14 protein-coding genes and 1 pseudogene are annotated in these 15108 nt (G+C 64.7%); 9 read left to right on the top strand and 6 right to left on the bottom strand.

Features of this window, described 5'->3' with window-relative positions; genetic code table 11:
* The first annotated feature begins 638 nt into the window (after positions 1-638).
* A complete protein-coding gene (locus KHO41_RS39630) occupies positions 639-899 on the top strand; it encodes a hypothetical protein (RefSeq protein WP_211958662.1) in 261 nt (86 codons plus the stop codon).
* Positions 900-947: 48 nt separating this feature from the next.
* Positions 948-1208 carry a hypothetical protein gene (locus KHO41_RS39625; RefSeq protein ID WP_211958661.1) on the top strand — a complete coding sequence of 87 codons (261 nt, stop codon included), beginning with the start codon at positions 948-950 and terminating at the stop codon, positions 1206-1208.
* A 149-nt stretch (positions 1209-1357) separates the two neighbouring features.
* Here the strand turns inward: KHO41_RS39625 and KHO41_RS39620 are convergent, their stop codons facing one another.
* Complete coding sequence (locus KHO41_RS39620; RefSeq protein ID WP_211958660.1) at positions 1358-2056, bottom strand: DUF899 family protein; 699 nt, start codon at positions 2054-2056, stop codon at positions 1358-1360.
* Between the two features lie 400 nt (positions 2057-2456).
* On the opposite strand from KHO41_RS39620, the gene KHO41_RS39615 reads away from it, so the two are divergent.
* From KHO41_RS39615 to KHO41_RS39595, 5 genes are all read left to right on the top strand, one after another.
* Complete coding sequence (locus KHO41_RS39615) at positions 2457-2717, top strand: hypothetical protein (protein WP_211958659.1); 261 nt, start codon at positions 2457-2459, stop codon at positions 2715-2717.
* A 48-nt stretch (positions 2718-2765) separates the two neighbouring features.
* Positions 2766-3026, top strand: a complete 261-nt coding sequence (locus tag KHO41_RS39610) for a hypothetical protein (protein ID WP_211958658.1) — start codon at positions 2766-2768, stop codon at positions 3024-3026.
* A 283-nt stretch (positions 3027-3309) separates the two neighbouring features.
* A complete protein-coding gene (locus KHO41_RS39605) occupies positions 3310-4197 on the top strand; it encodes a c-type cytochrome (RefSeq protein WP_211958657.1) in 888 nt (295 codons plus the stop codon).
* 119 nt (positions 4198-4316) lie between these two features.
* The gene (locus KHO41_RS39600; RefSeq protein WP_211958656.1) at positions 4317-4649 is read left to right on the top strand and encodes a DUF2322 family protein; all 333 of its coding nucleotides are present in this window, start codon (positions 4317-4319) and stop codon (positions 4647-4649) included.
* 73 nt (positions 4650-4722) lie between these two features.
* Complete coding sequence (locus KHO41_RS39595) at positions 4723-5271, top strand: hypothetical protein (protein WP_211958655.1); 549 nt, start codon at positions 4723-4725, stop codon at positions 5269-5271.
* Positions 5272-6324: 1053 nt separating this feature from the next.
* Here KHO41_RS39595 and KHO41_RS39590 read toward each other — a convergent pair.
* A complete protein-coding gene (locus KHO41_RS39590) occupies positions 6325-7521 on the bottom strand; it encodes an MFS transporter (protein ID WP_244874251.1) in 1197 nt (398 codons plus the stop codon).
* Positions 7522-7809: 288 nt separating this feature from the next.
* Here KHO41_RS39590 and KHO41_RS39585 point away from each other — a divergent pair.
* Positions 7810-8740, top strand: a pseudogene (locus KHO41_RS39585) (LysR substrate-binding domain-containing protein).
* Here KHO41_RS39585 and KHO41_RS39580 read toward each other — a convergent pair.
* On the bottom strand, positions 8709-9002 hold the full coding sequence (locus KHO41_RS39580) for a DUF2917 domain-containing protein (RefSeq protein WP_211958653.1): 294 nt from the start codon (positions 9000-9002) through the stop codon (positions 8709-8711). The pseudogene KHO41_RS39585 and the gene KHO41_RS39580 sit on opposite strands and share 32 nt — an antisense overlap.
* Positions 9003-9210: 208 nt before the next feature.
* Here KHO41_RS39580 and KHO41_RS39575 point away from each other — a divergent pair, with 208 nt between their 5' ends.
* Positions 9211-10332, top strand: coding sequence for a sensor histidine kinase (locus KHO41_RS39575; protein ID WP_211958652.1), 1122 nt, complete (start codon positions 9211-9213; stop codon positions 10330-10332).
* 538 nt (positions 10333-10870) lie between these two features.
* Here KHO41_RS39575 and KHO41_RS39570 read toward each other — a convergent pair.
* From KHO41_RS39570 to KHO41_RS39560, 3 genes are all read right to left on the bottom strand, one after another.
* Positions 10871-12145, bottom strand: a complete 1275-nt coding sequence (locus KHO41_RS39570) for a M20/M25/M40 family metallo-hydrolase (RefSeq protein ID WP_211958651.1) — start codon at positions 12143-12145, stop codon at positions 10871-10873.
* A 224-nt stretch (positions 12146-12369) separates the two neighbouring features.
* Complete coding sequence (locus tag KHO41_RS39565; RefSeq protein ID WP_211958650.1) at positions 12370-13101, bottom strand: BON domain-containing protein; 732 nt, start codon at positions 13099-13101, stop codon at positions 12370-12372.
* Positions 13102-13256: 155 nt separating this feature from the next.
* Positions 13257-14918, bottom strand: a complete 1662-nt coding sequence (locus KHO41_RS39560) for an acyl-CoA synthetase (protein ID WP_211958649.1) — start codon at positions 14916-14918, stop codon at positions 13257-13259.
* Between the last annotated feature and the right edge of the window lie 190 nt (positions 14919-15108).

Raw genomic sequence — 15108 nt, 5'->3', positions numbered from 1 at the left:
TTCCGGCACCAACGCCATCGTGGGTGGCGCCGGCGTGTCGTTCTTCAGCCCGAACACCATCGTGGCACCGGTCACGCAAGTGGATGCCTCGACCCGCACCAACGTTGACCTGAAGACCATGACGAACACCATCAACAACGTCGGTGGCATCGTCGCGGCGCTGCAGCACTGAATGCCCTGACAGGACAGCGGAACCGGCTCAGGTTCCGCCTTTCCCGCGAGCCGCGTTCGGCGCCGGCTCGCCCAAAGACCGCCCTTGGCGGTCTTTTTGCTTTGCGGCTGCTCAATCGTCGAGCGCGTGCATGACTGCTGACGGCTGCATGGTCCTCCCCTGCTTCATGACGGGCAATTCCGAGGACCGGCACCCCTTCGTCAGGCTCTGCGCGTGTTGCTGGCGCCCTGTCTGCCCGATACGAACTGGTTCTCGCCAAGGTGTCTGCCGAGATCCAACATGCCCCGGCGCCGGATGCCCTAACCTTCGGCCGGATATATGGATTTTTCTCTTTTATTTTCAATGACTTAAAAATATTTTGGCGACTGGGGCAGGGCCTGGCACACCCCATGCGTATATGACTGCGAGCGCAACACACGATGCCCTCTAAACCAAAGCCAGACCAGCCCCCTCAAGGAGTTCCATCATGTCCCTCACCATCCAGAACCTGCCCGTCGAACAAGACCTCGATCACGCCAAGATGAGCGCCGTGCGCGGCGGCAGCCTCTTCCTGAACAACGGCATCAACGCGATCATGGGCGGCTCCGGCGTGTCCTTCGCCAGCCCCAACATCATCGTCGCCCCGGTCACCCAGGTCGATGCCTCGACCCGCACCAACGTCAACCTCACGAGCATCAACAACCTGCTCAACAACGTCGGCGGCATCGCGCAGGCCGTGCAGCACTAATTCCCCAGCCAGTCCATTTCGCTCATCCAGCCTACCCAGGAGACCATCATGTCCTTGACCATTCAGAACCTCGCCCTCGAACAAGACCTTGACCACGCCAAGATGGGCGCCGTGCGCGGCGGCAGCGTCTTCGTGAACGCCGGCACCAACGCCATCGTGGGCGGCAGCGGCGTGTCGTTCGCCAGCCCCAACACCATCTTCGCTCCGGTCACGCAGGTCGATGCCTCGACGCGCACCAACGTCGACCTGAAGACCACGACGAACACCATCAACAATGTCGGTGGCATCGTCGCGGCGCTGCAGCACTGAGCCGGGCAAGGCAGTATCCCGCGGGCGGTGTACCACCGCTCTGCCCGCCTCTCTGCCTCCCGCAACAAAGACCGCCCTTCAACGGGCGGTCTTTACGTTTGCCGTGACGGATTTCGGTTGCCGCACAGCAGGATGCGCACACTAGCGCACTAGTACTCCAGCTTGGGATACCAGTCCTTGCCCCGCCCCTCCGGCGTGGTGTCCAGCAAGCTCCACAGCGGATCCAAATCCGGTGCACCGCGCGGGTCCTGTCCCGGGTCGGGCGGAATGCCGAACAACTCGCCGCTCCAGAAGTGCCGGATCTTGCCGTCCCGGCGTGTGAAGACCGTATAGGCGGGCATGTCGGCATCTTCGGGACTCACGTAGTCGCGCGTGAAATCGCCGTCGACATCTGCATAGACTTTGAGCTTCGTCCATCCCCGCGCCTCCCTGGCGGCCACAAGCCGGTCGATGGGCGAGCGCGCCACCATCGCCAGCGCCACGCGCTGCTCGATATCCGGCACCTTGTGGTCCCACGATGCCATGATCGACGTGCACATCGGGCAAGGCTTTTCCCGCTGCGGCCCGAACATGTAGCTGTAGATGACCAGCGTGTCCTTGTCTCCGAACAGGTCCGCCAGCGTGACCGGACCGTGTTCACTCTGGAACGTGTAGCGCTTTGTCACCTCTCCGCCTGGTGGCAGGCTGCGCCGCTGCTCTGCCACGCGTTCGATATGCCGGCGTAACTCGATTTCCTCCGCGAGCAGCGCATTGCGTGCCTGGCGGTATTCAGTGCTCTCATTCGGGAAGTGGATGGGGTTGCGTTGCGCCAGTTCAGTCGCGGGAACGAGTGGTTCCTTTGCATTCATGTCGACCCTCCTTCATGTCGGTCGCGCCATGGCACGTGAGGACTCCGCCCAATAGGCAGGGTCTACGCGCTGCATGGCCCTGTCCTGGTTCGTTGCGAATAGCGCCCATTTGTTCCGCTCAATATGCGCGCCCCGATCGGCGCCCTACTCACGGCTTGGCGGGTGTCTGCCCGCCGCAAACATGCCACCACATCAGTGTCGGTCCCACGCAGACAGCGCGCCGGAGACCCGGGGCGATCACCGCGCCCGATAGTTGCCATTTTCTCTTTTATTTTCAATGGGTTGATCTCCTCGCACCGCTCCGGGACCAGACCTGGCACACCCCATGCGTATATGACTGCGAGCGCAACATCCAATGCTCACCAACCCAAGCCAAACCAGTACCCCAAGGAGTTACATCATGTCCCTCACCATCCAGAACCTGCCCCTCGAACAAGACCTCGACAGCGCCAAGATGGGCGCCGTGCGCGGCGGCAGCATCTTCGTGAATTCCGGCACCAACGCCATCGTGGGCGGCAGCGGCGTGTCGTTCGCCAGCCCCAACACCATCTTCGCTCCGGTTACGCAAGCCGATGCGTCGACCCGCACCAACGTCGACATCAAGACCGTGACCAACACGATCAACAACCTGGGCGGCATGGTTGCAGCCCTGCAGCACTAATCCAGCCTCCAACTTTTCTAGCTCACTCAGCCTACCCAGGAGATCATCATGTCCCTCACCATCCAGAACCTCCCGCTCGAACAAGACCTCGACAACGCCAAGATGGGCGCCGTACGCGGCGGCAGCGTCTTCGTGAATTCCGGCACCAACGCCATCGTGGGCGGCGCCGGCGTGTCGTTCGCCAGCCCGAACACGATCTTCGCGCCGGTCACGCAGGTCGATGCCTCGACCCGCACCAACGTCGACCTGAAGACCATGACCAACACGATCAACAATGTGGGGGGAGTTGTCGCGGCCCTGCAGCACTGAGCCGCGCGCCAGGAACGGAGAAGCCGGCGCCAGTCCGCGCTCTCCATTCCGCAGCGGGGCCGGCGCCATCGCGCCCGGCTCATCGAGAGAGACCGTCCCACAGGGGACGGTCTCTTCATTTTCGTGTGCACACAGGGACCTCACTGGCCGATTGAGTCGGCGCACGAGGCGCGTTACAGTCTGATCCGCCCCTGGGCATCCTGCCCCGGGGCACCCATGAGCGGGATGACTGCGCCAGGCCAGCTTGCCGGCAATGCATGCTCCCGCCGCCGGAGATCAGGGCATGAAAGCGTGGATCGCAAAGAAGACAGCCGACGTTGGCCTTGCCATCGCCATCGCCGTGGGCATGGCAGCAGCGGCCGCACCGGCCGTCGCTGCCGGCCCCGGCACGCTCACCATCTCCGCCGGCACGCAACAGCGAAGCTGGACCGCCAATCAGCTGCTGCACGATCCGCGCGTCACGGACATCACCATCGACGACGAGAACCTGAAGCAACGCATGACGCTCAAGGCGATCCCGTTCGCTGCCCTGCTTGCGGGCCTGCCAGCGAGGCCCGACGGCACCGCCACGACCGCCGCAAGCGATGGCTATGTGTCGCACCTGCCGATGCGCGCGCTGCTGGCCGACGGCAAGGCGCAGCCGCGCGCATGGCTGGCGGTAGAAAACCCCGCCGCCCCGTGGCCCATGCTCCGGGGCCAGGGCATCGGCCCGTTTCGCCTGGTCTGGACAGCCCCGCCTGGCCGTACCGAGACAGTCACCGAGAGCTACTGGACCTACAACATCGTGCGCATCGACATTGCGGGGTCGCCTGGCGAGCGCTATCCGGCCATCCGGCCAGCCGCGGGGCAGCCCACCGATGGGCCGGTCATGCGCGGCTTTGCCGCCTACCAACGGGTCTGCCTGTCCTGCCACTCGCTGAACGGCGCCGGGGATTCGCACCTTGGCCCCGACCTGAACATGCCGTACAGCCCGGTGGAGTACCTCGGCGATGACAAGCTCGCCGGGTTGATCCGCAATCCGCAGTCGTTGCGCTGGTGGCCGGAAGCGCGCATGCCATCGATCGACCAGCGCACGCTGCCGGATGCGGAACTCAAGGACCTGCTCGCCTATTTCCATCACATGGCGGCAACGCGCAAGCCCGTGGCACCGTCTGCCGCACACAAGCAATAAAGCCGTACTTTGGTCCAGGCAATGGGCTCGACGAACATCGGACTATGCGCCACATGCCGATGCCTTCCCCGCGATCGGATAAGATACGCCCCGTTTTTGCCAACAAACGGAGTGAATCAGTGATCCAGCCCACGCCTGTATTCAAGGACAACCTCGCCCAGATGCCTGCCATCGACGGTATCGCGCGCATCGAACTGATCGACGGCAGCGGCGCGGTGGTAGCCAGCATCGAGAACCAGCCGGGCAAACAGGGCTCGCTGGCCGTGTATCACACCCTGCAGCAGGCATTCGGCACGCTGGACGCGAAGGCCGCCGAATACGGCCTTGCGCTGTTCGCCGAACACACTGCCGACGCGCGCAACCGCCCTGGCGCGCACCCGAACGTCGACCGTCTGCTCGCCATTGCCGCAGGCGCGGAAGCGCTGCGCATCAACGTGGTCGCCGGCGCCTGACCGGGGCCGGCTATCAAGTGACCGCATCGAATCGCCGTAAAACTCTCCAGAGTTTGCCCGGAGAATTCCCCAGATGAAGAAGGCTTTCCTGCTCGCCGCCGCGCTTTCCGCGTCCCTCGCCCATGCCGAGCCGCCCGGCAACGTGGCCGCCCCGCTTGGTCTCGAACTTGGCAAGACGCGGTGCGCGCGGCTCACGCCCGGCCCGAACCGTGTCACGACCGGGAAGGCGCAATGGGCCGGTGGCGATGCCATCGAGATCAAGAACCTGGATCGTTTCAATTTGCCGGGGCTGAGTCGTGCCATCGTCAACTGCGATGCGCAGGATATGGTGGCGCTCGTTACCCTCACGTTCGACCGCTCGTCGCTTGACGAAGTCGCCGGCAAGCTCGATACGCGTTATGAGTCCAGGCGGAAAACCGAAGCCAATGCCGAGAATGCCTATGCGGAATGGGCGGCGGCGAATGGCAGCCTTGAATTGCTTTATGCGCGGGATGGCAAGCAGTTCACGGTGGCGTATTGGGCTAAGGGGGCGAAGGCTAAGTATTTTGGGTACAGTGGGACGGTTGAGAAGAAGCCGGCTGCTGTGGTGGCGCCTGCGGCTAAGGTGGCTGCGCCGCTTTGAGGGAGTGGTATTCGTTGTTGTTTCGCCGGCGTAGCCGGCCAGGGCTTGTCGTTTGGGCTTGGTTATCGCTCTTCGCTGGCGCGGCTGTTTCGCCGGCGTAGCCGGCGAGTCACTTTTGTCCGAGCGACAAAAGTAACCAAAAACGCGTTTTGGTTGCCCCAAAGGGGCGAATTTTTATCATAGTGTGCCAGCGGTGTTGTACGGGTATGGGCTTCAGAGTGAATTACGCTGCCTGCCGCGTGGGGCACCACCGTGGCCGGGAATACGGCGCTGATTGAACGAGCCCTGCAAGCGTTCGTGGCCCCTGCTGTCGGCGATATCGTGTGATCGCCTACGGCTGCGCTACGCGCAGAGCTAAAGTCTGAGCACGCAGGCCTAGGGCGAACTACGCCTCGGTGACGATGCCTGCCAATGCATGCGCGTAGAGACAGGACATCAGGAACGGGAACTGAAATCGGGACTCGGGCGCCAGCCACGCTGATGAGCTTGCTCCCAGACGACGACGCGCGAGCAGCGCAGCCGAAGGCGTCCCACCACTGACCTTATTGAAACGCTGTACCCGAGTCCGTCTTGGGGATCGTCCAAACGCCGTGCCGCGCCAGGCACAGGTTCTGACTCACATGGCGTAGCAGGGTCGAACGGCTGACCACCATCGCAGGCGTCCAAAGCCGTTTGAACCACTGCCGCCGTGGAATTGATGGCCAGCGGCAACGACGCGCTTTTCTGCCTACTCTTTTGTCGCTCGGACAAAAGAGTAGGTCGCCGGCTACGCCGGCGAAACAGCGGCGCATGCCAAGAACGACACATTCAATCCCAGCCAACAAAACCCCGCCGGCCACGCCGGCGAAACAGCGGCGCCTGCCAAGAACGACACCATGCCGTTCCTCAAGCAACCCCCGTAAGCCCCAAAAGAACCTCACCGACACAGCGACATCAACTGCACCCACACAAGCGCATGTGCCGGCTCCAGCCACTCCACCAAAGCCACCGTACACAGCGCCGACAGGCCCAGTGCGGAGAGCCATACACCGAGCATCGGACCCCGGCGCGGTGTCATGACCGCGCCGGCACAAGGCCGCCCCGCTCGATCTGCCGGTCATCGATCGGACAGTGCAGCGCCGCGGCCAGTACGCCGAGCGCCATGGCGCCAAGCCACACCGCGTCGTACGAGTGCGTCCGCTCGAACGCCAGCCCGCCCAGCCAGACCCCGAAGAACGAGCCAAGCTGGTGGCCAAAGAACACGAAACCGAACAGCGTCGCCAGGTAGCGCACGCCGAACACCTGAGCGAGGATGCCATTGGTCAGCGGCACGGTACCGAGCCACAGGAAGCCCATCGCCGCACAGAACAGATACAGCGTCGCCGGGCTCAGCGGCAGCAGCAGGAACAGCGCCATCGCGGACGTGCGCGCGAGGTAGATGCCGGCGAGCAGGTATTTCTTGCTGTGGCGGCCGCCCAGCAGGCCGAACACATAGATGCCGGCAACGTTGGCGAGCGCGATGATGGCCAGCGCGGCCATGCCATCGGCCGGCCGCATGCCGCGATCCAGCAGATAGGCCGGCAAGTGGCTGGCGATAAAGGCAAGCTGGAACCCGCATGCCAGAAAGCCGAGGTTGAGCAACCAGAAGCCCGAATGCCCGAACGCTTCCCGCACGGCACGAAGCAGCGGCGGCTGACCGCCGGCAGCGTCTTCGTGGCTGCCGGGTTGCGCGCGTGCGTCGGCGGGCCGGTCCGGCATCTGGTCACGGAACGGCAAGGCCAGCGGCAAGATCACGGCCAATGCCAGTGCGAGCACCAGCAGCGTGCTCGCCCATCCCGATGCAATGAGCAGGCCCTGCACGCCCGGCACCAGCACGAATTGCGCGACGCCGCCGGTAGCCCCCGCAAGGCCCAATGCACGACTGCGCTGCTTCTCGTCGGTCATCCTGCTCAGCGCGCCATAGACCACGCCAAAGGTCGTCCCGGACAACGCCATGCCGATGCATACGCCCGCGGACCAGACAAAGGCCCGCGACGTGTCGGCCTGCGTCATCCCGTACAGCCCCACTGCGTACAGCGCCAGGCCGCCGGCCATCACCTTCCATGAGCCGAACCGGTCGGCCAGCATGCCGGTGAACGGCTGCACCAGTCCCCAGGTCAGGTTCTGAACGGCCATCGCAAAACCGAACGACTCGCGCGTCCAGCCGCGCTCGGCAATGATCGGCAACAAAAACAGCCCCTGCACATGGCGCACGCCGAGCGCCAGTCCCATCAGCACCCCGCCTGCGAGCACCAGTACCCAAAGCTGCCGCCACCACGGCGTGCCGCCCGGCGGAAGGACGGTGGTGGTTGAAGTCAAAGAATGCTCCGGATGAAAACGCATGGCAGCCCCTTTCTTGAACGATGGCGCAGGCGGGCGCGAGATGGCTCTATTGCAGCTTCCCCGCGGCCGTCGCTCAAGCGATCTTTCGGTCGTTCTGCCATGCGTACGGCGCATGGCAAGGCCGTCGTGAATCGTGCTGTAATTGAGTCCATCGAAGGCCTGCCAGGAGCACCCCGCATGTCCGTCCCGCTCGTCCGACTGTTCCCGCTGGACCTGCTCAAAGGCTTCGTCGCCGTCGGCCGGCGCATGAGCATCACGCAGGCGGCCGGACCTTTGCCTCACGCAATCGGCGGTCAGCCGCCAGATCCATGCACTGGAGGAGCAGCTGAAGGTACCGCTGTTCGTGCGCAAGCATCGCGGCGTGGCGTTTACGGCCGAGGGAGAACGGCTGTTCCGCAGCGCCGACAGCGCGTTGCAGCAACTGCAGGACGTCGTCGCCGAAGTGCGCCGCAACGAAGTCCAGCGGCCCGTCACGGTCACTGCGAGCATTGGCGTCACAGGTTTATGGTTGCTGCCACGGCTCGGGAGCCTGCAGAAGACGCATCCGCACCTCGACGTGCGCCTGTCCGCGAGCAACCGCATCAGCGACCTGCGCGCCGAGGGCATCGACTTGGCCGTGCGCTATTGCCGCGACGCCGCGGCGCCGCCCGATGCCATGCGCCTGTTCGGCGAGAACATTGCACCGGTCGCGCATCCGTCGCTGCTGGCCGATGCAGGCCCGCATGACGATGTACTGCTAAAGCTGCCGCTGCTCGAGTTCGACGATCCGCGTCCGTGGCTGCAATGGCGCGGCTGGCTGGAGCCGCGCGGCTACCGGCAGGCGAGCCAGCGCGGCATGCTTCGCTTCAACCAGTACGATCAGGTCATCCACGCCGCACTGGCGGGGCAAGGCATTGCGTTGGGCAGGCTTGAACTCATGCGGCCGTTGATCGAAGGCGGCCAGTTGGTGATCGTGCCGACCCTTCGGTCGGCACCGCCAAGCCCGAACGCGTACTGGCTGATCTTCGCCACGCCGGATCCGCGCAATGACGTCAGACGCGTCGCCGAATGGATCTGCGAACAGGCCGAGCAGACCGTCAGGATGTCCATGCGTCCCGAAGCCACCTGAACCACGGCACGGCGGCACGGCGGCGCAGCTGCGGCGCATCGATCTCGCACAATGCGGGGCCCGCTCCGTGCAGCGCGGCAACAAACACCTCGGCGTCGCGGCGCAGCCGATAGCGCTCGCCGGGCGCAAGCACGACATCCTCGGATGTTCGGTCCCTCGCTTCGAAGGTCAGCCAGACGATGCCGCCGCGGCAGACCAGTTCCGCGCCGGCTTGCAGTTGCAGGCGCCGGCATTCCGCTTGAAGGGTGAAGGTGCTAGACATGAAAGGCTCCGTTAGGCCTTTCCATTGTGCGAACCCGCAGGGGCGCCTGCCATGAGCAATCCGTCGGCGTGGCATGCGTCTCCCGCATGTGGCGCAAGGCGCGATGTGCAGCGTTCGACGCAGCTGTTGTGCTGGCCTGATTTGCGGTTAATATGCTTTTCACAAGCGTGAGAGATGCATAGAGTCACATTCCTGCGTAGGGACACATATGCGGCTAGCCGACTTCATCCTGCGGAACACCGAACCCATTCTGGAGCAGTGGGAAGCATTCGCGGCCTCGTTGTTGCCGGCAGCCAGGAACATGGATTCGGTCACCCTGCGAGACGATGCCCAGCAGATCCTGCACGCGATCGCGCACGATCTGACGATGCCCCAGACGCGCGAAGAACAGCACCAGAAATCACTGGGGCGCGCCCCCAAGGTGAACGGTGCGCCCGAAACCGCCGCGCAGACGCACGCGGTCCTGCGGGCACGAAGCGGCTTCAACATCAACCAGTTGGCGGCGGAGTATCGTGCCCTACGTGCCAGTGTCCTGCGCTTGTGGATCGACAACGGCGTGCCGGCTGCGTCAGATCTCGAAGACATGATCCGGTTCAACGAGGCGATCGATCAGGCCCTCGCGGAATCGGTCAGCTTCTTCAGCGCACAGGTCGACCAGTCACATAACCTGCTGCTTGGAATGCTCGGACATGACATGCGCAGCCCCTTGCAGACCATCCAGATGACCGCCTCGTACCTTGCCGCGCTGAATGCGGGCGACGCCGTCACGGATGCCGCCGCGCGGCTGATCCGAAGCGGCGCCCGCATGCAGACGCTCCTGGACGACCTGTGCGACTTCAACCGGACGAAGCTCGGCCTGGGCATCAACATCGCACCGCGCGATGTCGATCTGGCCGAGGTACTTGCCGATGTCGTGGACCAGCTGCGTGCAGCCAATCCCGGCCGCCAGATTGATCTCGAAATATCGGGCGACCTGCAGGGATCCTGGGACGGTCCGCGCCTGCAGCAACTGCTCAGCAACCTGGTGCTCAATGCCATCAACTACGGCGCGCAGGATACCCCGGTACGCGTGGTGGCAAACGGAAGCGATACCGAGGTCTGCCTGGAAGTCCGCAATGCGGGACCCGCCATCGACGAGCAGATGCTGGAGCGCATCTTTGATCCGCTGCAGCGGGGTCCGAGCCAGACAGTCATCAACGACGCCCGGGCGGGATTAGGGCTGGGCCTGTATATCGCCAGCGAAGTCGCCAAGGCGCATCAGGGGGCCATCTCCGTGCGGTCCGATGCGACAGAAACGATATTCGGCGTCCAGCTGCCGCGGCGCACGTAGCGGGCATGCGGAGCGTTGGATGCCAATGCCATATCCCTGAGAATCTAGTTCAAACCTCGCCTCGGCAACGATGCCGAGCACGCATTGCATGCGCGTAGAGAAAGGACATCGGGAAATGGCATTGGGACTGGGACTGGAACGAGGAATTGGGACGTGGGACTTGGGCGCCTGCAACGATGATGAGCTTGCACCCCAATTACGACGTGCGCGCAGCGCAGCCGAAGGCGTCCCACCACTGACCCGGTTGAAACGCTGTACCTGAGTCCGTCTTGGGGATCGTCCAAAAGTCGTGCCGCGCCAGGCACAGGTTCTGACTCACATAGCGTTAGCAGGTTGGAACGGCTGACCACCATCGCAGGCGTCCAAAACCGTTTGAACCCCTGCCGCCGTGGAATTGATGGCCAGCGGCAACGACGCGCTTTTTGGTTACTTTTTGTCGCTCGGACAAAAAGTGACTCGCCGGCTACGCCGGCGAAACAGCGGCGCATGCCAAGAGCAACACCCCATCCCCAACCACAGCCCCCCATCCCATCCCCCCTCAACGACGACCAATCTCCTCCAGCATCCGCGTCACCAGATAGAGCCGCGGCACAATGGAATCCAGCTCGATGTACTCATCACGTGCGTGATAGCCAAAGCCAGCCAACCCAAAGCTTTCGACCACCACGGCCTTGCCCGAGCGCGCCGCGAAGCCAGCGTCAGTCCCGCCGCCGGTGCCTTCGACAAGCCCCAGCCGGCGCCCATCGAGCTCGGCATAGATCTCCTGGGCACGCTGTGCCAGTGCGCGCCCGCGCGCGTCGGCGACGTAAGGCGGCCGTCCTGACTCCATGGTCACCGTGGTCCGCGTGTCCGGAACAAGGTGGCTGGCATTGACCTTCTCCTGCAACGCAGCGCGCAGCTTCTCGTCGGCGCCGTCGGCGGTAATGCGGACATCGGCGTAGGCGACCGCGCTATCGGGGATCTGATTCCGTACCCGGCCCGCGCTCGCCTGCGTCCAGTTGAGCTGCGATCCCGGAACCAGCTTTGCCGTGTCACGCGTCTGCTGAAGCTGGTAAGCCAGTTCCAGCAGGGCATTGCGGCCCAGTTCCGGTGCCGCGCCGGCATGCGACGCGCGGCCGTGCACCTGCATGATGGCGCTGGCCGTGCCGCTGGCACCAAGTAGCAGCGACTCTTGTTTGGCAACCGCCTTCGCCGCGTTGGGCTCGAAGGAGAGCACCACGTCATGCTGGTCGGCCAGTGTGGCAATCGTCGCGCCCGAGCCGCCCGAACCGATTTCCTCGTCCGGGTTGAACAGCACGGTGATCTGCGCATAATCGCGCCAGCCGCGCTGCTTGAGTATCTCCAGCGAGTGGAGGATCACCGCAATGCCGCCCTTGTCGTCGGCAATCCCCGGGCCATAGAGCCGGTTGCCGTCTTCACGGATCGGCTGCGTGGCAAGGATGCCGGCCGGATAGACCGTATCCATGTGGGCGATCAGCATGATGCGGGCCTTGCCCGAGCCCTGGAGCGTGCCACGGATCATCGTGCCCGGCCCCTTCGCGACCGGCAGCCGTTCCACCTGCGCGCCGAGCGCCTGCAGACGGCGCTCGGTATAGCTGGCCATCTGCGCGAGGCCGTCGGCGTTGGCGCTCCCGGATTCGATCGACACCATCTCCTTGAGCGATTGCACGACCGCGGGCTGCGCAGCGCGCGCGGCATCCAGCAGCGCGGTATCAGCGTTACCGGCGTTACCGGCAGCCTGCGCAGCGCCGGCGGCAGCAACGGTCATGGCCGCGGCGGCGGCAAGGGCAAACGGACGAAGGGCAAGCGGCATGAAGTCTCCTGTCGGCAAGTCATCACAAACCTGCCGATGCTAGCCGTTGCCCGTCGAACTGGGAAGATGGCGAACGCCGTTCAGCGCGCATGCGGATACGAGGCGCGGGCCTGAACCGAGCCTGCACTGCGCCTGTACGTAAGCGCCGGGAACAAGTCCGCTCGGGCGGCCGGTCTTTGACCGGAACCGCCTGTGCATACAGAGAGAAAACCAGTATCAGCCGCTCAGCTGCGCAGCACGATATGGTTGATGACGTTCTCCACGCCCTGCACGTACCACGCGTCGCGCTCGATCTGCTTGCGCGCGTAATCCGTCGCCGCGTAGCCTTCCAGCGTCACGACGTGGTTGTCGGTGCGAACGGTGATGCGGCCCGCGTCGATGAACGGGTCGGTTTCGAGCACGAGCATCAGCGCTTCGGTGATCTCGTCGTCGCGGTCCGCCTCGTCGGGCGCCACCACGAGCTCATTGACCACGCAGCGGCAACCGCGCGACCACCACGCCAGCACGCCGGCCAGGCGCATATGCGACAGGCTGATCACTTGTCCGGACAGCGTGACCACGCCGTTGCTGGCGGCCACTTCGATCCAGCCGCTGCGCTCGCCCACGGCTTCGCGCATGGACTCGAGGTGCCCCTTGACCTTTGCACAGATCTTGAAATTGCGGAAATCGATCGCATTCAGCAGGCGCTCGCACACCGCGTCGCGCAGTTCGCCATCACCCACGGGCGTACTGCCGTCGGCCACGCGCAGGTGGTCGATCACGCTCGTCACGCCGTCCACCCGCCGCAGGATCGCGGCCGCGCGGGTCTTGTCGACAATGTCCGCCACCTCGCCCTCCAGGATCAGCGCGCCGTCGGACAGCCGCAACTGGATCGTGGGATGGAGGTGGTGACCCTGATAAGGCACATGTGCCAATGCTGCGCGCGCCTGCGTCAGCACCGCTTCGCTACTCTGCATGATGTCTGCCTCGCCTGATGGTCTGGAGCCCGGAAGGAGCGTGCCCCTGCCTGCAGGCACGCCTGGCGCGGCGCCCGCCTGCTACCGATGAACCAGGAGACGGCCGGCACCGCCTCCCCATTATAGGAAGCGCTGTGCCGGCGTTTGCGTGGCGATCAGGCGGTCTGCGTACCCTGGGCTTCGCGTGCCTTGGCGACCTCCTGGTTGCGCAGGATAAAGCGCTGCACCTTGCCGCTGGGGGTCTTGGGCAGTTCCGGCACGAATTCGATTTCGCGCGGGTAGGCGTGTGCCGCCAGGCGCTTGCGCACGTGCAGGCGCAGCTCCTCGGCCAACTCCGGCGTCGGCCGGTATTGCGGATCGAGCACGACGAAGGCCTTGATCAGCTCGGTGCGCTCGGGATCGGGCTTGCCGATCACTGCGGTCTCCACCACGGCCGGATGCTCGATCAGCGCGCTTTCGACGTCGAACGGCCCGACCCGGTAGCCCGAGGTCGTGATCACGTCGTCCGCACGGCCGATAAAGCTGATGCTGCCGTCATCGTTGAGTTCGGCCGAATCGCCGGTCAGGTAGTAGTTGCCGACGAAGGCGCGCGTCGGCGTGCCGTGGTAGCCGGGGAACCAGCACATCGGCGACTGCGTGAGGTCCAGCGCCAGCGTGCCCGGCTGGCCGGCCGGCAGTTCGCGGTTCTCGTCGTCGAGCACCACCACACGGTGGCCCGGGCTGGCGAAGCCGGCCGCCCCCATGCGCACCGTATGCGACAGCGCATGGTGATTGCACAGCACCATGCCGGTTTCGGTCTGGCCATAGTGGTCGTGGATGGTCACGCCCAGCTCATTGGCGAACCAGCGGATCACTTCAGGGTTGAGCGGCTCGCCCGCGCTGCTGACCGCGCGCAGCTTGCCGCGCAACGGGCCCGATACCGCCTTGCCGGCCGCGATCAGCAGCCGGTATGCGGTGGGCGAGCCCGCCAGGTTGGTGATGCCGTATTTCTCGATCACGCGGCACGTGCTTTCCACGCTGAACGGGCCGTCGTAGAACGTGGTCGGATGGCCCAGCGCGAGCGGGCCCGTGACCGCGTAGTACAGGCCATAGGCCCAGCCCGGGTCGGCCAGGTTCCAGAACGCGTCCTCGTCGCGCAGGTCGACCGCATCGCGCATATAGCCCGCGAACGCAACGATGGCCTTCAGCGGCACCTGTAGCGGCTTGGCCGGGCCCGTGGTGCCGGACGTGAACATCATCAGGAACGGGTCGTCGCCACGGCGCATGATGGGCTCGAACTCGGCGGGCTGGCGGTCCACTTCGGCCCAGAAGCTGAAATCCCCGCGCACTAGGCCGCGGCCCTTGGCGCCCGCCACGGTGACGATTGGCGGGCAGTCGGCAACATCGTCGAGCTTGCTGCGGTTGGCGCCATCGGTCACCACGAATTTTGCGCCCGACGCATTGAGCCGGTGTTCGATGGCCTTCGGACCGAACGCCGTGAACAGCGGCTGGTAGACCGCGCCGGCGCGCCAGGTTCCGAGGATGGTGGCCAGCAACTCCGGCGTGCGCGGCAGCAAACCCGCCACGCGATCACCGGGCTGTACGCCCTGCGCCTTCAGGAAGCCTGCGACCTTTGCGGACAGTGCCTTGAACTGCGAGAAGGTCCAGGTTTCGGACGTGCCATCGCGCCCCTCCCAGAACAGCGCGATGCGGCCCGGCAGCGCATGCCGGTCGCAGCATTCCACGCAGGCGTTCATGGCATCCAGGCTACCGTGCAACTGACGGCTGACGGTGTCCTGGTACGAAAATCCGGCAAAGGTCTCGGTGTAATCGCGCATGGTGTCTCCAACCTTGTCATCTGTATTCTGCGGCGCGCTGCGGCGAGGCAAGCGCCTGGCTGCAGCAGTGTGGTTCACCGCGTGCTTATCCGGTTAGCTCCCAGACCTACTAGATGTAGTGGGTAGCGATTTTTTGGCGTAGAGCTCGGCATAGGTCGGCGCGGTGACGTCACCAGCGATGCCGAGCAGG

It is taken from the genome of Cupriavidus numazuensis (assembly GCF_905397435.1).
Classification (GTDB): domain Bacteria; phylum Pseudomonadota; class Gammaproteobacteria; order Burkholderiales; family Burkholderiaceae; genus Cupriavidus; species Cupriavidus numazuensis.
This window is presented reverse-complemented; position numbering and strand designations above follow the sequence as displayed.